16 protein-coding genes are annotated in these 18,368 nt (G+C 36.9%); 2 read left to right on the top strand and 14 right to left on the bottom strand.

The window, feature by feature from the left end; all coding sequences use genetic code 11:
• Nucleotides 1-19: 19 nt before the first annotated feature.
• From rfbB to wecA, 10 genes are all read right to left on the bottom strand, one after another.
• Nucleotides 20-1,114 carry a dTDP-glucose 4,6-dehydratase gene (rfbB, locus tag QT16_RS03230; protein ID WP_039485621.1) on the bottom strand — a complete coding sequence of 365 codons (1,095 nt, stop codon included), beginning with the start codon at nt 1,112-1,114 and terminating at the stop codon, nt 20-22.
• An 881-nt stretch (nt 1,115-1,995) separates the two neighbouring features.
• Complete coding sequence (gene rfbD, locus QT16_RS03235) at nt 1,996-2,904, bottom strand: dTDP-4-dehydrorhamnose reductase (protein WP_039485624.1); 909 nt, start codon at nt 2,902-2,904, stop codon at nt 1,996-1,998.
• A 24-nt stretch (nt 2,905-2,928) separates the two neighbouring features.
• Nucleotides 2,929-3,474 (bottom strand): dTDP-4-dehydrorhamnose 3,5-epimerase, encoded by a 546-nt coding sequence (gene rfbC / locus QT16_RS03240; RefSeq protein ID WP_039485627.1) that lies wholly within the window; start codon nt 3,472-3,474, stop codon nt 2,929-2,931.
• A gap of 12 nt (nt 3,475-3,486) precedes the next feature.
• Nucleotides 3,487-4,398, bottom strand: coding sequence for a glucose-1-phosphate thymidylyltransferase RfbA (rfbA, locus tag QT16_RS03245; RefSeq protein ID WP_039485630.1), 912 nt, complete (start codon nt 4,396-4,398; stop codon nt 3,487-3,489).
• 60 nt (nt 4,399-4,458) lie between these two features.
• Entirely contained in the window at nt 4,459-5,925 is a 1,467-nt protein-coding gene (locus QT16_RS03250) for a KpsE/RkpR family capsule polysaccharide export protein (RefSeq protein ID WP_039485633.1), read from the bottom strand.
• A gap of 2 nt (nt 5,926-5,927) precedes the next feature.
• On the bottom strand, nt 5,928-6,578 hold the full coding sequence (locus QT16_RS03255; RefSeq protein ID WP_039485636.1) for an ABC transporter ATP-binding protein: 651 nt from the start codon (nt 6,576-6,578) through the stop codon (nt 5,928-5,930).
• A 24-nt stretch (nt 6,579-6,602) separates the two neighbouring features.
• A complete protein-coding gene (locus tag QT16_RS03260) occupies nt 6,603-7,388 on the bottom strand; it encodes an ABC transporter permease (RefSeq protein WP_039485638.1) in 786 nt (261 codons plus the stop codon).
• Between the two features lie 2 nt (nt 7,389-7,390).
• Entirely contained in the window at nt 7,391-9,118 is a 1,728-nt protein-coding gene (locus QT16_RS03265) for a polysaccharide biosynthesis/export family protein (protein WP_039486056.1), read from the bottom strand.
• Between the two features lie 7 nt (nt 9,119-9,125).
• Nucleotides 9,126-9,512, bottom strand: coding sequence for a hypothetical protein (locus QT16_RS03270; RefSeq protein WP_152609335.1), 387 nt, complete (start codon nt 9,510-9,512; stop codon nt 9,126-9,128).
• 53 nt (nt 9,513-9,565) lie between these two features.
• The gene (gene wecA, locus QT16_RS03275) at nt 9,566-10,597 is read right to left on the bottom strand and encodes a UDP-N-acetylglucosamine--undecaprenyl-phosphate N-acetylglucosaminephosphotransferase (protein ID WP_039485641.1); all 1,032 of its coding nucleotides are present in this window, start codon (nt 10,595-10,597) and stop codon (nt 9,566-9,568) included.
• A 380-nt stretch (nt 10,598-10,977) separates the two neighbouring features.
• On the opposite strand from wecA, the gene QT16_RS03280 reads away from it, so the two are divergent.
• Nucleotides 10,978-12,348: an MBL fold metallo-hydrolase RNA specificity domain-containing protein gene (locus QT16_RS03280; RefSeq protein ID WP_039485644.1), complete on the top strand. Its 1,371-nt coding sequence runs from the start codon at nt 10,978-10,980 to the stop codon at nt 12,346-12,348.
• A 184-nt stretch (nt 12,349-12,532) separates the two neighbouring features.
• The gene (locus QT16_RS20415; protein ID WP_052201197.1) at nt 12,533-13,675 is read left to right on the top strand and encodes an acyltransferase family protein; all 1,143 of its coding nucleotides are present in this window, start codon (nt 12,533-12,535) and stop codon (nt 13,673-13,675) included.
• Nucleotides 13,676-13,711: 36 nt separating this feature from the next.
• On the opposite strand, the gene QT16_RS03290 is transcribed toward QT16_RS20415, so the two are convergent.
• The 4 genes from QT16_RS03290 to QT16_RS21120 form a co-directional block, all read right to left on the bottom strand.
• Complete coding sequence (locus QT16_RS03290; RefSeq protein ID WP_039485646.1) at nt 13,712-14,578, bottom strand: glycosyltransferase family protein; 867 nt, start codon at nt 14,576-14,578, stop codon at nt 13,712-13,714.
• A 1-nt stretch (nt 14,579) separates the two neighbouring features.
• Nucleotides 14,580-15,899, bottom strand: a complete 1,320-nt coding sequence (locus QT16_RS03295) for a lipopolysaccharide biosynthesis protein (RefSeq protein WP_052201198.1) — start codon at nt 15,897-15,899, stop codon at nt 14,580-14,582.
• Between the two features lie 345 nt (nt 15,900-16,244).
• Nucleotides 16,245-17,417, bottom strand: a complete 1,173-nt coding sequence (locus QT16_RS03300) for a glycosyltransferase (protein WP_039485648.1) — start codon at nt 17,415-17,417, stop codon at nt 16,245-16,247.
• A gap of 5 nt (nt 17,418-17,422) precedes the next feature.
• Nucleotides 17,423-18,367, bottom strand: a complete 945-nt coding sequence (locus QT16_RS21120; RefSeq protein WP_039485651.1) for an EpsG family protein — start codon at nt 18,365-18,367, stop codon at nt 17,423-17,425.
• Nucleotide 18,368 lies beyond the last annotated feature (1 nt).

Below are 18,368 nucleotides of genomic sequence, written 5' to 3' on the forward strand. Positions count from 1 at the left end.
TTGCAGCTTCCTTAAATTATTAAGCTATTTTTTTGGTTAACAATTCCGACCACCAAGCTTCATTATCTAAATACCAATTAAGGGTTTTAGCAAACCCTGTTTCAAAGCTTTCGGCTGGTACATAACCTAATTCGTTGTTTGTTTTAGTTGCATCAATAGCATAACGGCGGTCGTGGCCTGCGCGGTCTGTTACGTAAGTAATTAGCTGTTCAACGTTATTAGCAATGGCCGATTTTGCATTAGGAAAACGCTTTGCAAGCTCTGGGTTGGTTGCAAACTTTTCGCCCATAACTTTACACACTAGTTTTACAATATCTATATTGGCCCATTCGTTGTTGCCGCCAATATTGTAGTTTTCGCCTATGCGGCCTTTTTTAAGCACTAGCTCTATACCACGGGCGTGATCTTCTACGTATAGCCAATCACGAATTTGCTGGCCATCGCCGTAAACAGGTAGTGGTTTGTCGTTTAATATGTTAGTTACAATTAAAGGGATTAACTTTTCAGGAAAGTGGAACGGGCCATAGTTGTTTGAACAGTTTGATGTTGTAACCTCAAGCCCGTACGTATGGTGATACGCACGTACTAAGTGGTCGCTCGCTGCTTTTGACGCAGAATAAGGTGAGTTTGGTGCGTACGCTGTTTCTTCGGTAAAGGCAGGATCGGTTGCGCTTAGTGTACCGTATACTTCGTCGGTACTTACATGGTGAAAGCGATGCTCTAATGGCTCATTACCTGCAGCTTTTGGCTCGTCTATCCACTTTTTTTTAGCTGCTTTTAATAAGCTATATGTACCAAGTATGTTTGTTTCAATAAAGGCATCTGGCCCTGTAATTGAGCGGTCTACATGCGACTCTGCTGCAAAGTGTACAATGGTATTTAATTGATGAGTGTCGATTAGGTTTTCGATTAACGCTGTGTCGCAAATGTCGCCATGTACAAAGGTCATATTTGGGTTGTTTGCTACTGAGTCTAAGTTAGCTTTGTTACCTGCATAGGTCAGTGCGTCTAGCACTATTACTTTATCTTGTGGGTTTTGCGCTAACCAATAGTGCACAAAGTTTGCACCTATAAAACCTGCACCGCCTGTTACTAATAAGTTTTTAACTGTCATCTGTTATTCCATTTTACAAATTTTGGCTTTAAGTCTTATGTCACCGGGACGAGTCATAAGCTGTAAACCGTAAGACTACAAATTTTTACAAAAGAGTAAAACAGTAAAGGTAATTTATTTTTACCTTTAATGCGCTCTCTTTAATACTGATAATTACTTTACTTACTTTTAAAGCGAGGTATAAATTCTCACCTACAAAATAATTTTACCACAGAGCCGCTTCGCGCTACACCGAGAAAAAGATCATCTCCTTCTCTGTGGTGAGAACAATCTCTTAATCACTTTATGAGCTTTAGCCCAATACAATTTTACCACAGAGGGCACCGAGGCGCTGCGCGCTACACCGAAAAGTAATTAGCTCTTCTCCTTCACTTCTCTGTGAATTCTGTGTTCTCTGTGGTGATAAAATCACTTTAGTTTTTACTTAAAAATAAACCTACCACCGAGGGCACCGAGGCGCTGCGCGCTACACCGAGAAGTAATTAGCTCTTCTCTTTCACTTCTCTGTGTCCTCTGTGTTCTCTGTGGTGATTACAATGTCTTAATCACTTTATAACCTTTAGCTCAATACAATTTTACCACCGAGGGCACCGAGGCGCTGCGCGCTACACCGAGAAGTAATTAGATCTTCTCCTTCACTTCTCTGTGTCCTCTGTGTTCTCTGTGGTGATTACAATCTCTTAATCACTTTATGAGCTTTAGCCCAAGACAATTTTACCACCGAGGGCACAGAGGCGCTGCGCGCTTCACCGAGAAGTAATTAGATCTTCTCCTTCACTTCTCTGTGTTCTCGGTGGTGATAACAATGTCTTAATCACTTTATATAATCTTTAGCCCAAGACAATTTCGCCACAGAGGCGCTGCTCGCCTATATATGTAATTTAAGCTTGCGCTTTTAACTCTGTTAGCATTGCTTTTAACTGTGCACGCCAGTGCACCGTTTTTACACCGCTTAGCTCTTCTGCTTGTGCTTTATTAAGCACACTAAATGCTGGGCGTTTAGCCGGTGTTGGGTAGCTTGCCGCAGGTATTGCACTAATAGGTATCGCTTTACTTAATAACCCTTGCTCTACCGCGAGCTCTTGTATTGCTACAGCAAAGTCGTACCACGAGGCTACACCTGCATCGGTCCAATTAAGTATTAACGAATTATTAGCGCTACTGTGCTGCTCATTAATTGTATTATCACTTGTTTTAGCAACCAATGCCCAAAGCATGTCAGCCAAACCAGCGGCCCATGTTGGTGTGCCAACTTGGTCGCCCACTATACCTAATTGCTCTTTTTCGCTCATTAAGCGCAGCATTGTTTTAACAAAGTTATTACCAAAAACTGAGTACACCCATGCTGTACGCACTATGATTGCTTGCGACCCTAAAGCCTCGTTAATAGCTTGTTCACCAGCTAGTTTAGACGCACCATAAACACCCAATGGGTTTGTTGCATCGCTTGCGGTATAAGGCAAAGTGCTCGTGCCATCAAACACAAAGTCGGTCGATATGTGCAAAAGCTTAGCGTTAATATGCTTGCATGTACTTGCTAAATTAGCTGCACCTTGCTTATTTACTGCATATGCTTGGCCAACATCAGTTTCTGCTTTATCAACCGCAGTATATGCAGCAGCATTAATAACTATATCTGGCGAATGGCTTATTAATAGCTCGTTTACTTGCTCTACATTACTAATATCGAGATCTTTAGACCCAAAGCATATTAGCTCTATATTGCTTGGGCAGGTTTTTTGTAACTCTGAGCCTAATTGCCCATTTTTACCTGTTATTAATACTTTCATGATGGCTACTTAATTTATTGAATATTAAAATGCTGGGGCGTTTTTAAAGCTAAGGCCAGCTTCGTCTTTGGCAGACAGCTGTGGTAACTTACCTTCCACTAATGGCCAGTCAATATTTAGAGTTGGGTCATCCCATTTTATTGATACTTCAACATTTGGGTTATAAACATCAGTACATTTATATACAAACTCAGCGCTCTCGGTGGTTACATAAAAACCATGTGCAAAACCTTCTGGCACCCAAAGCTGGCGTTTGTTTTCAGCCGACAATAACACTCCTACCCACTGCCCAAATGTTGGCGAGCTTTTACGCATGTCAACTGCAACATCAAAAACCTCGCCCTGAGTTACGCGTACTAACTTACCTTGGGTATTTTGAGTTTGGTAGTGCAGGCCGCGTAATATGCCATGTGCAGATTTACTGTGGTTTTCTTGCACGAAAGTGCGCTCGCCGCAGTGTTGGTTAAATAGTTCTGTGCGAAAGGTTTCCATAAAAAAACCGCGCTCGTCACCAAATACTTGAGGTTCGATTATTTTTACATCGGGGATGCTAGTTTCAATAAATTTCATTATTACTGCCTATTAAAATACAGTTTGATCTAAAAGCGATAGTAAATACTTACCATAACCCGACTTTTTAAGCGGCTTTGCTAGCTTTTTAAGTTGATCTGCATTTATGTAACCCATGCGATAGGCTATTTCTTCTGGGCAGTTAATTTTTAAGCCTTGGCGTTTTTCTATCGCGCGAATAAAGTTAGCAGCATCTAGTAAATCATCTAATGTGCCGGTATCTAACCAGGCTGTACCGCGTCCCATTATTTCAACGTTTAGTTCTTTTTTGGCCAGGTATTGTTCTATTACGTCGGTAATTTCAAGCTCGCCACGTTCAGAGGGTTTTACATTTTTAGCAAACTCCACTACGCGGCTATCAAAAAAGTATAACCCTGGTACAGCATAGTTTGATTTAGGTTTGTCTGGTTTTTCTTCTATTGAAATGGCTTTGCCGCTTTCGTCAAATTCAACCACACCATACGATTTAGGGTTAGCAACATGGTAGCCAAATACTGTAGCGCCTTGCTCACAACTTGTTGCATTTTGCAGTGATAACGATAAATCGTGACCGTAAAACAGGTTATCGCCTAATACTAGGGCTGCACATTGGCCTTGTAAAAAGTCTTCAGCTAATAAAAACGCTTGTGCTAGGCCATCTGGGCTTGGTTGTTCTTTGTATTCAAATGTAATACCCCATGCACTGCCATCGCCTAATAGCTCTTTAAAACGAGGTAATTCAGCAGGTGTTGATATAATTAATATTTCGGTAATACCGGCCATCATTAAGGTAGATACCGGGTAAAATATCATTGGTTTATCGTATACCGGCATTAGTTGTTTACTTACTACTTTGGTAAGTGGGTATAAGCGAGTGCCTGAACCACCGGCTAAAATGATCCCTTTACGCGCTGACTTATTTACAGGGGCTTTTAATGAATACATGTAGAGTCCTATCTATCAATTTTAATTAAATACTTTTTAAGCTGTGTAGCTTTTATTAGTTTATCTTAGCTCTTTTACTGTAGCTAAAACTATTTTGCCAATACCAAACAGCATTAGCTGTAACGCTGCGAATAATAAAATATTATATAAAGTAGTTGGATATTTGTTGTCTTGCGGCAGTGTTGCCGACTCTACAACTACTAAATATTTTAACTGCCTATAAGCTTCTATTCTAGCTTTATCTAAAGATACCTCAGAAGATGTATAGCCTTTAAGCGCCAGCTCTAACTCTATTTTTAAATCAGAAAATTGCGCAAGCACTTCGCTTACTGAGGTTCCATTGTTTTTAATATTATTGTTAGTGCCCTGCTGGGTAGATAGCCTGTCTCGCTCCAGTTCTAGTTGCTTTTTAAGCGCACTAAGCTCAGAGGCTAGCATAACTACTTGCGGGGCTTTTTCGGTCATGGTTGAACGCAAGCCTTTTAGCTGCGCACTTTTAGTCGCAATTTGCCCTTCAAGCCCGTAAGTTATTTGCTGAAGTGCTAAACCTTCGGCTTCTGGGTCGAGTAAGTTATTTTTTTGCTGAAAAGCTAGGGTGTTTTTTTGCGCATCGCGTAAGCGCTGCTCAACTTTTGCATGCTCTAACCTTATAAACTGTAACTGCGCGTCAGCTAATTGGTGGCCTATCGAGTTTATATACCACTCTGCGCGGTTAACAATTGCTTGCGTTAAGGTGTTAGCAAATTCGGGGGTAAAGCCCTGTACTAAAATTTTAATTACACCAGACGCTTCGTCAATCTCTACTGTGGTGTGATCTATATAAAACTTTAGTAAATCTTCTATGCTGGCGTCGCTGCTTAAACGTGAAAATACATCGCCACCATTTTGGTAATGTTCTTTTAAGTTATTGTGTGTTTGTAAGTAATTTAGCATGTCTTCTGAGTGAATATACGCTTTTGCTATTTCGGTATCAGCTGTTGAGTTACCGCCTACACCCAAACCGCTCAGTAGCGCCATTGACGGGTCCATTGTTGCCATGCCATCTGGCTGCTGAATTATTAATTGCGCGCGGCTTTCAAACCGTGGTGCAGCCCAAACTAACTGGTAAAATGCAAATAGCACAAACGGTACAGCTAGTAACAAAACCCAAGGCTGGGCCCACTTTTTTGAGCTGAAATTATTATTTAATTTACTGAAAAAGTTATCCAATTTATTATTTTTTTCTTCGCTGTTTTTTTTATTTTCACTTTGCTTTGTACTTGGCTCAGTAGAAGTGCTAGTTTGCGTTTGTTTAGCATGTAAGGCCACTTCGTCACTTAATCGCTTTAAGTGCATTTTTATTTTTGGTCTATCTGGCTGTAAAATGCGCACACGCTGCATAACTCTGCGAGCTAGATAAATGTCTGTTTTCTCTAATTGTTGAGAAAGCTTAAATAGCTCATCGGCGTTATTCCAAACTTCTGGACTCGTTTTTTTGTGTAGTTCGCTAAAGCGTTTTTCTATTGTATTAACTGCTTGTTGACTCATAATTATAATGCCTGGTAATGAGCAATTCCTTGCTCTAAATCGTTGTAAAAAGTGAGTTCACCTTTGTGTAATACTATGGCGCTGTCGCAAAAATGTCTTAACTCATCCATTTCGTGACTAACCATTATAACATTGGCATTTTTACTCTTTTGTGTAAGCGCTCGGCGAGTTTTATTTCTAAATTTTGCATCGCCTACTGAGGTAACCTCATCTATAAGATACACATCAAAATCTATACCTATTGAGCACGCAAATGCTAAACGCGGCTTCATACCGCTTGAGTATGTATTTACTGGCAGGTCGAACTTACGGCCTAACTCTGCAAATTTACGAACACGTTGTACATATGTGTCTAAATCGGCCACACCGTTAATTGTACCAATAAAACGGGCGTTTTCGGCGCCACTCATTTGTGGGTGAATCCCCGTAGTTAATGCCACCGGCCACGACAAATGAAGATCAGTTATAATTTTACCTTTGTTTGGGTACTCACTGCCAGCCAACATCCTAAATAGCGTAGATTTACCCGCACCATTAGAGCCTAAAATAGCAATATTGTGGCCTGATGGAATTTCAAAATTTAAGTTTTTAAAAATATACTGATTCCCCAATGCTGAGGGGTAATATTTTGTGACGTTTTGTAGTTTTATCAACGCTATATTCCTTGTTGCATTTACTTACCTGCTTATAGCCTGTTTCCACGAGATGTGGTAAATACTTGCTGCAAAAAACAGGGCAACTAAGGCTGAAAAAAACAGATAAAACTCGCTTACAGCCTCTGTGCTGTACGTGTTATAAGCTGCATGGCGGGTTAGCTCTATTGCGTGTAAAATAGGATTCCAGTCGAGGTATGGCCAATACTCTTTAGGTACATCTTGCATAGAAAAAAACACTGCCGATATAAAAAACATTGGCCGAGATAACACACTTTGTATTTTACTTATCTCAGGTACGTAGCACTGGGCTATTGCAAACATTAGCCCAAGCGATAAGGCAAACATCCAAAGTGTAACTATGTTTAGTAGTATAAATAGTGGATCGTCTAATTTAAAATCCATTTTTAAAAAGTACATAATCAAAAATATTAATGCAAAAACCGATAGCTTAATTAATAAACTAAATAAGGCAGATGCCAAAACACTACTTATTGGTTGCACTTGCCTAAAAGCAAATAACGATTTATTTTTTTTAATAGCCGCGGCACAGTTTGTGAGTGTTTCTAAAAACAGCTGTATTAGCAACATGCCATACATCATAAATTCGAATGTTGGGATTGTATGCGTATCGCCACCATCCATTTTACCGCGTAAAAAAGACAGCAAAAAAATGAAGCTTAACGGCTGAAATATAGCCCATGCCAGCCCTAATCTATCGTTAAAGCCGGTGCGAATTTCACGGACAAAAAGGGCAAATATAACGTCGCGCCATATTGCCCAATTACTACGTTTAAGTACGGTAGTCATAATTAAGTTGCTACATTTGCCGCAATAGCAATTTGGTAAATTATTTGCGTTATATCTTTAACCGATTGCAAAAACTTAGTGTCGACTTTTGGTAATACTAATATTTGATCCCCTGGTTTTAAGTTGCCGTAGGCGTCTACGTCTATCATGCCGTTAGGGTGTATTACCATTATTTGCTCATAATTAGCGCGTTCGCTATAACCTCCAGCCCATGCGATGTAGTCATCTATTGTTGCATTTGGGTTATACACTAGCGCTTGCGGCATAAGTACTTCGCCGCCTATGTGTATTAGGTCTGTTTTGGCTGGTATGTAAACTACATCACCCTGCTCTAAACGAATATTAGCTACTTGGCCTTGATCTGAAATTACAACCTTGCCAAGCGGAATCGCTTTACGGGCACGTTCTGTAAATTCTAAAATCATTTTGCCTTCTTCGGCTCTTATTTTGGCTTCTCCGTCGGAAGATGCAGGTGCTGTAAAGATGCTGCGTTCTAATCGGTCCAACGCTTGGTCAATCATCTCTTTTTGTTTTTTAGCTACGCTTTTACGCTGAATATAAATTGATTGATAATCGGCAAGATCTTTATCTATTTGTATGTTGGCAAGTAGATCGTGCAAGCGGGTGTTGTTTTTTACCGCAAAGTACGATGGTCCTAAGTAACTACCCGCTACTTGAATATCGAGCACTTGTGCACGTATATCGTCGTTAAAAATAAGGCGGTCGCCGTCTTTAAGTGTAAAGCTTTTAAACTCATTGTAAGGTAAGTAAACCGAAAATGGGCCTGTTTTACGATCGCCTACAATTCCTACGTGGCTTACTTTAGCAAGTGGCAAAGCAAACTTTGCGAGTTGTTCACCCGTTGCTTGATTCTCTTTAAACTCAAACCTAAACGGTGCTCTTACACTTCCTGATACAACAACTGTTGCCTTTTGGCGCTCAACTAAAATTACGTCGTTATCTTTAAAGTTAAATTTAGGGAGGTAGCCACTTAAAATAAAGTCGTATAGGTCTATATTTTGAATTACTTTGTCGTCACGCAATACTTTTATAGAGCGATAGCTGCCTCGCTCAGAGTCAATTCCGCCGGCACGCTTTAGGTAATACAAAATACTGTCGGAAGCTATACCTGCATATTGCCCTGGGCGAACAATACTGCCACTTATGTAGATACTCACTGGTGTTGCTGTCAGTAAGTTTACGTATATTTGTACACTACTTTTGTACACTTCTTTTATTTTATTACTTACATAGCTGTTTAGCTGGCTTGCTTTAACATCGGCCACGTATACAGGGCCTACATTCGTTATAAATAAATTTCCTTGGTTATCAACAGTAATAACTTCTGACTGATTTATTGCTCCCCATAACCAAATAGAAACTTTGTCGCCGGGGGCTATTGTGTAATCGTCGTTTAAGCCGTCTTGACGCTCGCTTTCGTAGCCGCCTGCAAATAAGTTTGCACCATACGGTGGTGGTAAACCTAACTCTGAAGTAGGCAGCAATTCGGCTGCTGACATTTCGCCTGGTAATAGTGTTCCTGAACGCCCTTGTTTATTGTATGTCCCATTTTGTAATGAAGCATTAGGTAGTTGCGTTTGGGTTGTACCTGCGTTTTCAAGCTGGCTTAAAGATATTTGCTCTGCAGCGATAGCGCTATTACTAAATGAGCTTACTGCAAAACAGGTTAATATTAAAAATGCTTTAAATGCGTTGCTTAACATGTTCATAAAAGGCTTAAGCTCCAAAGCTAATTTGGTTGTTTTTATTTTCAATTACCTGAGGCGTAATTACCCATTGTTGATTAGCATTTTTACATGCAGCTCTGCGCTCTTGTTTGGCTAATTGCTCTGATTTTTTTAGGTATACTACTGTGCATAATTCACCGAGTGCTGACGTATATTGCTGGCCTAATATAAACTCAATATTATTATATTGCCCTGTATAGCCTTGTTGCTGAGTTTCTAATACTTCGCTTAGTTGTTGTGGTACTACGCTCGTATCAGCAGACTTTATTGGCTCGTCTATTAAAGCCCGTGTTGCATGAAGAACTGGAGGTGCTGTAGCACAGCCTGTTAAAATAAGAAAAGGGACAAGTGATAGTATAACTTTATTTTTTTTCATTATTTATTTTCTAATCTATTGGTAAGTAACAAAATAAAATTCCTTTGATGCAGCTAAATTTGCGTTAACTTTTTCCATGCATGTCTAGTAAGTGCCGAATAGCACATAAAAAACAATAAAAAAGACACTAGCATTATCCACTCAGCTACAGCATAAACTTCAGCTAGACAACCTAGTGCGGCTAGTATACTTGCACCAGCAGAAATAACAATAAGCGAAAAACGATGGCTGTAACCAGCAGATTCAAACAAATGATGCAAATGCTGTCTGTCAGCCTGAAAAGGGGATGTTCCTGATTTAACTCTACGCATTATTACTGTTGCCATGTCCATTAAAGGCACTGCAATTATGTACAAAGCGGTTACAGGTCTTAATGCTGGCGCATCTAATTCTATTCCTATTACCATGAGCCAAACTAGAGTTAAGCCTATGAGCATATTGCCAGAGTCACCCATAAATATTTTTGTGACTGAACTATGCAGCTTGAGATTAAATATTAAATAACCCAATAAGGCGGCAATAAATAAAAAAGGTAGCAAATACCATGCATTAGTAACTCGACTTAGTAAAAAAGCTAAAGCAGTAAATGCGACTAAGCTGAGTAAACCGACTAACCCGTCCATGCCATCCATCATGTTAATAGCATTTATTCCCGCTATTATTGCAATGATCGTTAATATTACCCCAAACCCTGCTAGTTTTAGTTCAAACCAACCTAAAATATACCCTAAGCTGTGTAAATATATCTCTGTTCCAAATATAACTAACGAGGCTACAAGTACCTGTGCAACAAGGCGAATTTTTACCGAGAGTTGATAACGGTCATCGAGGGTACCCAAAAAAAGTACCAACGCTGATGCAACTAAATAAATATTTAAGTTTCGGCTGTGCTCTATAAATAACATTGAAGTAATTAATACAGCTAAATAAATTGCAATTCCGCCAACTAAAGGAATGTTTCCTTTATGTATTTTTCGATCGCAAGGGAAATCAACCAACCCTGTTTTTATAGCTATGGGGTTAATCACTTTTATGGCAACAAGTGAGATAGTGAATGTAATTAAGAGAGGGAACCAAAAGTCCATTATTTATCCATCAATGTAAATAGGGGGAAATACTTAGGCATACTTATCATCCATAACCATGCAAAAACCTTATATTTATATGCAGTTAATTATAACTATGTTCCCAATAAATAAATACCAAAAAAAACTTAGAATAATTTATTGCGCCAAAAAGGGTATCACAAATAATAGCTCAATGCGCGATACACGCTAATCTGATCAGTACCAGCACATAAGATAGATAAGCATACTTAAACACAACCTGAACACTATGTAATTCTAGTTATACCTATACTTTACCTTTATCGTAAGATAACAGCGCTGTAACTTACCTTGAATATTTATACTTTAGCTCCTACCTTAAATGCCAATATAATAAATACGTGTCAATAAGGAAAATAATGCAAATACTTCATCACGGAGCGGTTAGTGGGGTTACAGGTTCGTGTCACGAGCTGGTAATTGACGAGCAAACAAGTGTACTTATTGACTGCGGATTATTTCAGGGTGAGGATTCTAAAGCAGATCTTTCAATTGAATTTGATATTACCCATGTAACTGCGCTTATTGTTACCCATTGCCATATTGACCATGTTGGTCGAATTCCTTACTTATTAGCAGCAGGTTTTAAAGGCCCTATTTTTACAAGTATTGCATCGGCCAGCTTATTACCTTTAGTAATTGAAGATGCTTTAAAAGTAGGTGTAACCCGCGACCCTAAAATTATAGCTGCCTGCTTAAGCTTATTAAATAAACGCATAGTTGCTGTTGATTATAAAACGTGGTTTGAACTGCCTTGCAAAGCGCCCGATAAAGCTAAGGCGAGATTACAGCGTGCTGGGCATATATTAGGTTCTGCCTACGTTGAAATTGACGTTACAAATAATGATAACAACAAACATCGCGTTGTGTTTTCAGGAGACTTAGGCGCACCGTATACCCCGCTACTTCCTTCACCTAAAGCGCCCTATAAAGCCGACACCCTCGTTATTGAATCAACCTACGGTGATAAAAATCATCAAGGCCGTAAAGAGCGTACACAAACGCTAAAAAACATTATTGAACGCGCCGTAGCCGACAACGGCGTTGTTTTAGTTCCTGCTTTTAGTATTGGCCGCACACAAGAGCTACTATATGAGCTTGAGCAGCTCATACATAGCTCATCTAAAAAGTCTAAGTGGCGAGACATTCACGTAATACTCGACTCCCCCATGGCAGCCAATTTTACTGAGCAATACAAAAACTTTAAACACTTATGGGACAGCGAAGCTAAACGCAAAGTTGCAAACGGTAGGCACCCGCTCGATTTTAAAAACCTAACTACGGTTGATTCACACAAAGAGCACATGGCTGTTATTAACTATTTAAGTTCACGGCAAACGCCAGCCATAATATTAGCGGCAAGTGGTATGTGTACTGGTGGGCGAATAGTTAATTATCTTGAGCGATTTTTAAATGACAAAACCACCGATGTATTGTTTGTAGGTTACCAAGGAAACAAAACGCTAGGCCGTGAAATTCAAAAATATGGCCCACGTAATGGATATGTTTTTATAAATGATGCCCGCATTACTATAAACGCCAAAGTACATACAATTAGTGGCTATAGCGCCCACGCCGATCAAAACGGATTAGTTAAGTTTGTAACGGGTATGCATAAAAAGCCAAGTCATATAAAAATTGTGCATGGCGATGATGATGCAAAAAGCGCGTTAGCAGCAAAGTACAAGGAAGTGTTAAGTAGTGAAGTTAAAATTGAGATAGGTAAATAACCTCAAGTATAGCAACTTAGCGCACTCTAACAGTCATTAAGCAAAGGAAAACACTTTTACCGGTATCTTCTTCCCAAAAACTTTAATATTTGGAGTAATAACAAAATAAAATTACACTCCATACCCCTTACGCTGTTGTACAATGTTGCACTTTAGCTCCAATATATAAACTAGGAAGCAAGCTTTGCAAACTACATTAAACGTAACAATACCGATAATATCATTTTTAATATGTATTTTGACCGCTTACATTTTAGGTAAAACTCCCGCATTTAATTTTCTCAATGCAAGAGAAAACCGTTTTAAGAGCCTTGATGGTATAAGGGGGTTTTTAGCGTTATCAGTATTTTTTCATCATTTTGTAATCACTTATTATTGGAAAAAAAACGATATTTGGGCATCACCTCCCGAAAAGATGTTTGATAACTTCGGCAGTGTTGGTGTCGCTATTTTTTTTATTATAACTGGCTTCCTATTCATATCTAAAATAACTAAAAAAAGCACAACTAACTGGGTATCCCTTTATAAATCTAGGTTTTTTAGAATCGTTCCTTTGTATGGATTTACTTTGGTAGTTATTTCATTAGTTGTATTTGCCAGTTCTAAATTTAATTTGCACGTGTCTATCCCGATGCTTATTAAAGACTACATAAAATGGGGACTATTTCACGGGGGGAGTTTGAATGGGTTTACAGATACTCGAAAAATTATTGCCGGTGTAGATTGGACCCTTAAGTACGAATGGCTTTTTTACATCTGTTTACCTCTAATATCACTATGCATAAGCAAACTTAAAAAAGTTGGTATATATTTATTAGTAGCAGCTACCCTAATATTATTTTTTCAACCGTTCTATATTTTTTCATTTAAAACAAGTTATTTCATTTTCTTTTGTATTGGTGGCTTTGCTTCCTACTTAATAAAAAACTACAAACCCAATTTTAAGATAACAGGTAAAATAGCTTCAACCATTAATCTTCTGTTTATTATCATTGCAATGCTTTACCCAAATACATTAGATATTTTTCACGTTTTTACTATAGCTATTGTTTTTTTACTAACGCTATTAGGCAACGATCTTTTTGGAATATTTACATTGCGTTCTTCTATTATCTTAGGTGAAATTAGCTATAGTATTTACTTACTCCATGGAGTTATTTTATATCTCTTATTCACGGTAGCATTTCCTCTTGAAGCTTCAAGTAGCCTGTTAAGTGACTTTTTACTACTCATGCCTTTGACTTCAGTAGCCGTAGTTTTAATATCAGCAGCTACTTTTTTATTGATTGAAAAGCCTTGTATGAGTATTGGTAAAAAATCAACTTAGACGTTTATTTTAAAAGGAAAAATTAATTTCTTAAAGCTATTTTTCATTCCTATAATGGGAACCAGATATAAATGCTTTTAATGTGTAACTTAGGTTGAGTGGACCTTTTTTGATTTTCAATACTCTAAGGAGATTAATTGCTACCAACTTTGAAATTTTATAAAAGGCTATATGAAGGGGATAGTAATACCTCCATTGTAAACCCACATCGTAGCCTCTCTCTTTTACCCGAAACCTACTTATTCCACCCGACTCTGACTCCAACCTTGATAATGAGTGAGATAGCGGAGGAAGAATGGTTACTCTTTCATTTTTTTCTAGTCTATTCAGCCTAAAACAAAAAGCCGTATCTACACCATATAAATAAAAATTATTATCAAATACAGAACCGTATACCTCTTTTATTTCGTCGCATATGTTTTTTCCAATAACTAGCCCGCTTCCTATGGCAAAAATTTTATCTTTAGATTTACATACATACTTATGATCTTGAATAATTGTGAGATTTATTATTGGACCTTCAGTTTTATTATCAAATTGAATTGTAGGAATGCCTACCTCTGATTCGCCTAGATTTAGCGCTTCAGATAAATATTGATCGTTTAAATCTGTATCGTCATCTAAAATAATATAACTTTTTGAATCAAACTGAGATATGAATAAATTATATATTTTTGCTAGTGATTCGTTTTTAATAGTTTCTTGTATTTCAACGTTAAAACCTCGAGATATTAACTGGCTAACATTACGATTATCTAATGAAAATGGGCCATTATTCCAAATTACTAACTGACAGTTACTAAAAGACAATTTAGATTGGGCAAGCCTGTTTAACGTTTTTGACTGGTGAATTTCTTTATTATAAATAATTACAATAATAGCTGAATTAAATATCTTTAGCATCTCACACTTTCCCACTTAACATTGCTAAACTCATTAGTGTAGCAGCCAGAAATATTGGTAGCATTTTTACAAAAAACAAAATAGCTGATTGATTAAACACTTTTTTATACATTAATAAATATGTTTGAACGAAATTAATATGCATCGCAATTACTAAGTACCATGAGATTGATAAAATATCTCTTTCAAAAATCCCTATTACGATAGCTGCAATCATTAGTACCGCAGATAAACAACCGCTTAAAAATAGTACACCGGCTTTATCCATTGCTTGAAAAAAGCTTCCACTCGTTGAAGCAACAACTTGGACTGGTATTGAAATCGCTAATATTTTTATAATAGGAATTACCTCCTTCCACTGCTCTCCCAGCATTATTAGTACTATAAATTCGGATAAAAAAAACATTGCGATGCCAGCAGCAATAGCAACCATAGACAGTTTAAAAGTAAATGCCATATGAATTTTTTCTACTTTATCTTTGTCATCTCTATTTTGACGTATAACAGGCTGTATTGCTGGTGTCATAGCAAATGTTAATAACATTAATGGGTATTTCATCAACTGATATGATTTATCATAAATTCCTAGTGATGCTGCACCTAAAAATTTACCAATCAAAATATTATCTAAGTTCCTAGAAAAGAAATTTATAAAGTTGAAACCGAACTGGTAAAGTGAAAAAGAAAGCAAAGGCTTTATGGCTGATAGTTGACTTCCTATTTTAGGTCTACCGAAATCCGTATTAGCAGAAAAATAAAATTGCATTAAGAATGATATACATGCACTTGCTAAATATTTAGCAGATAGAGCATAGACCGCATCTATATAATAGTTTAATAGAAAAGCTATAGAGGTAGATGTAATTTCTGCAATCGTACCTGATATCGCAATCTTATAAAACGATTGCTCACGAAGCAGTAAAGCGTTTGGCACAATCGTGATAGCAAACAAGATTAGAGACACTGAGACAAATGGGACAACTTGCTCAATCCCCTTAATTTGGTAAAAAGAGACTAAAAAGTCAGAGGACAATAAAAAAAGTCCGGCTAGGATAACCCCAATAATTAAAGTTAGAGTAAATATACCATCTCTCTCTTTATTGGATAATTGAGTAAGGTTTATTATTGCTGGCCCTAAGCCCGCCTCAGCCATCAACTGAAAAAAAAGATAAAAAACCATTATTGCAGCAATTATACCAAAGACTTCAGGAGTGAAGACACGAGCCAAAATCATCATTGATATTAGATTTACTAAGTAAACCGAATATCTACCTAAAACACTTTTTCCAATTGCTTTATACAATAATTTATTTTCTTTCATTAATTTTAATCGCCTATCTAAAGCCAAAATTTGCATTATTTAAAATGAACTATTTATGACTCGTTAAATTTTATTGTGTAAATAATGGTGACAATGATATAACTAAAATAGTTGTATAAAGAAATTTATACTCTTTGGGTGGTTGTACGAAGTCAAAAGTAGCACTTATATACAACCTTGATCTTTAATGATTACAGAATAATACTAAACCAATTTAAGGGATTAAACCTGTCGTTAACTGTGTTAAAAATTTCTGATAAAGAACAACTGAATAACGAAATTTTTTCTTGTTATCGATAAATTTTTCTTACCTAAGAATAGACCACACGACTAAGAAAATTGAGATTACTTAGCGATTAAAGACTTTAAAAAATCGATCCAATAATGTTGACTTGAATAAACTGACATTTTTTTAGCTTCAGCCTGTAGTTGACTATATAAAACTTCGTCCGTAGCAAGTTTATTAACTGAATCACTTAATTCTTGCATGTTCCCAGGACTAAATATCAGTCCATTTACGTTATGCTTAACAAAAGCTTTAACGCCTCCTGTATTTGAAACGATAACTGGTTTATTGAAGGCCCAACCTTCCATAATTACCCTAGGAAAGCCTTCATAATGATTATTTGAAGGCACGACTACAACGTCTGTTTGATTGTAGTATTCGCTAAGTTCACTATTGGGTAATAACCCTGTAAACGTAACAGTTTCTTGTAGTGAAAGTGAATCAACTAATTGCTTAGCCTCATCTAAATCAGCACCATCACCTATAATAGTTAGCTCTACTTTTTCTTTTAGTTGATTCGCAACCTGAATTAAATCAAATACCCCCTTGTCTTTAACTATACGTCCAAGAAACAGCATCTTAAATAATGTTTTCCTTTTCAATGTAGGCGCTATATTTCCCGGCTTTTTAGCCATTAAATCAACAAACTGATATGTGTTTTTAGGTGAGTATTTAGCACTGAAAGTCTCTAAAACATCCCCTGTGCATAAGTTAATTGTATTTTTATGTTCGCATATTTTCTTGAGTTTAATACGTAAATACTTTGAAAAAAGAAATCCAAAAACTTTTTCTGAAAATGAATACTTTGGATCTTTCCAAGTACTAGAAGAATCAGCACACATATGGTGTAAAACTTTTTCGCCTGCATTTAAAGCTTGAATACCAAAAAGTAAGCTTCCCATTGATGGTGACCTAATCCAAAAGTATGCGCCACTATGCTCTGCGATCACTTTATCAGCATTTAGTTTATAGCTTTTAATATAACCTCGTTGAAAAAGACTCTTAATCGCAAAGTCTTTCGTAGAAGAATAGCTTGGGAATGGATAAAAATGACTTTCATTAACCTCTGTACTATAACTAAGCGGCAATGAAGCAACTTTTTTTACCGGTGAGCATACATATACAGACTCAGTGCCTATCGCATCTTGCAAAAATGCAGCTGAAGTTTGTTTGGTATAATAATTACCATTATACGAATCGAAGGTCTCACCTACGAATGCAACTATTTTCATGAAAATTAAACCTTGAAGTCAACGGTAATTAGCTTTATGTAACAAATCACGCAGTAAAGAATAAAGATAGGAAAGAAGTACTTTTTCTTACCTATATTTTGATAGAAGTAATACAAAACAAATGGCTCAAGCATTGTGTAAACCAAAGTAAAACGTCCCGAAATAACTGACGATTTCGAAAAAATCAAGCTAAAGACCACTATAACAAAACCAAAGTAGATGTACTCAGAATATTGAGCGTTGCTTTTTCTACATAATAAAAAAAGCAGTAAAAGCATGGAAATGAAAAGATAAATCAGAGATGAGATTGACTTGCCTTCTTGATATTTTGTACCGACATAATAATAGTAACCAGTGGCCATAAGAATATGATTCATTAATATACTTATACCTACTGATGCAACAATAAAAATTCCTAGCCAAAATAGGTTATTTTTCAAAAATATCTTTCTTTTGTCATTCAATAAATACCTAACCGAATTAGATAAAAAATAAACAACAATTATCGCATTGTGAAATAAAATGGGAAAAAGTGAAATCAACCAGAAATGTTTTTTCTTATAAAAAAAAGAAAAAACGACTAAAAATAGTGATATAGCCAAACCAAATCTGATTTGTGTACCCAAAAAACCTTGAGAGATGAAAATGAGGTTTGGGAAGGCAAACAAAAATATTGCGTTATTTCTATATAAAAACGCTATTAGTATAACCTCTAGAACTAAAATAAAGATCCAAAAGCTCAAAAATTCAGACTTAAATACTTTAAAAGGATAGGCTATAGACTCGAAACCTAACTCAAATTGCCACCAATCGTTTTTATAGTTTGCTAGATAGTTTGGATAATCAACATTCAATGCTTTGTCGAAATTCATAAATAAAAATAAAACGATCAATAAAACTAATTTTAGAGAAAATAAGTAAAAGTCTCTTTTTTTTATATGCCAGCTCATT

Source organism: Pseudoalteromonas distincta, assembly GCF_000814675.1.
GTDB lineage: Bacteria > Pseudomonadota > Gammaproteobacteria > Enterobacterales > Alteromonadaceae > Pseudoalteromonas > Pseudoalteromonas distincta.

Excerpts from the sequence above, each read along its gene's own strand:
- rfbB (WP_039485621.1), bottom strand. The coding sequence starts at position 1,114 with ATGACAGTTAAAAACTTATTAGTAACAGGCGGTGCAGGTTTTATAGGT.
- rfbD (WP_039485624.1), bottom strand. The coding sequence starts at position 2,904 with ATGAAAGTATTAATAACAGGTAAAAATGGGCAATTAGGCTCAGAGTTA.
- rfbC (WP_039485627.1), bottom strand. The coding sequence starts at position 3,474 with ATGAAATTTATTGAAACTAGCATCCCCGATGTAAAAATAATCGAACCT.
- rfbA (WP_039485630.1), bottom strand. The coding sequence starts at position 4,398 with ATGTATTCATTAAAAGCCCCTGTAAATAAGTCAGCGCGTAAAGGGATC.
- QT16_RS03250 (WP_039485633.1), bottom strand. The coding sequence starts at position 5,925 with ATGAGTCAACAAGCAGTTAATACAATAGAAAAACGCTTTAGCGAACTA.
- QT16_RS03260 (WP_039485638.1), bottom strand. The coding sequence starts at position 7,388 with ATGACTACCGTACTTAAACGTAGTAATTGGGCAATATGGCGCGACGTT.
- QT16_RS03265 (WP_039486056.1), bottom strand. The coding sequence starts at position 9,118 with ATGAACATGTTAAGCAACGCATTTAAAGCATTTTTAATATTAACCTGT.
- QT16_RS03270 (WP_152609335.1), bottom strand. The coding sequence starts at position 9,512 with ATGAAAAAAAATAAAGTTATACTATCACTTGTCCCTTTTCTTATTTTA.
- wecA (WP_039485641.1), bottom strand. The coding sequence starts at position 10,597 with ATGGACTTTTGGTTCCCTCTCTTAATTACATTCACTATCTCACTTGTT.
- QT16_RS03280 (WP_039485644.1), top strand. The coding sequence starts at position 10,978 with ATGCAAATACTTCATCACGGAGCGGTTAGTGGGGTTACAGGTTCGTGT.
- QT16_RS03290 (WP_039485646.1), bottom strand. The coding sequence starts at position 14,578 with ATGCTAAAGATATTTAATTCAGCTATTATTGTAATTATTTATAATAAA.
- QT16_RS03295 (WP_052201198.1), bottom strand. The coding sequence starts at position 15,899 with ATGAAAGAAAATAAATTATTGTATAAAGCAATTGGAAAAAGTGTTTTA.
- QT16_RS03300 (WP_039485648.1), bottom strand. The coding sequence starts at position 17,417 with ATGAAAATAGTTGCATTCGTAGGTGAGACCTTCGATTCGTATAATGGT.
- QT16_RS21120 (WP_039485651.1), bottom strand. The coding sequence starts at position 18,367 with ATGAGCTGGCATATAAAAAAAAGAGACTTTTACTTATTTTCTCTAAAA.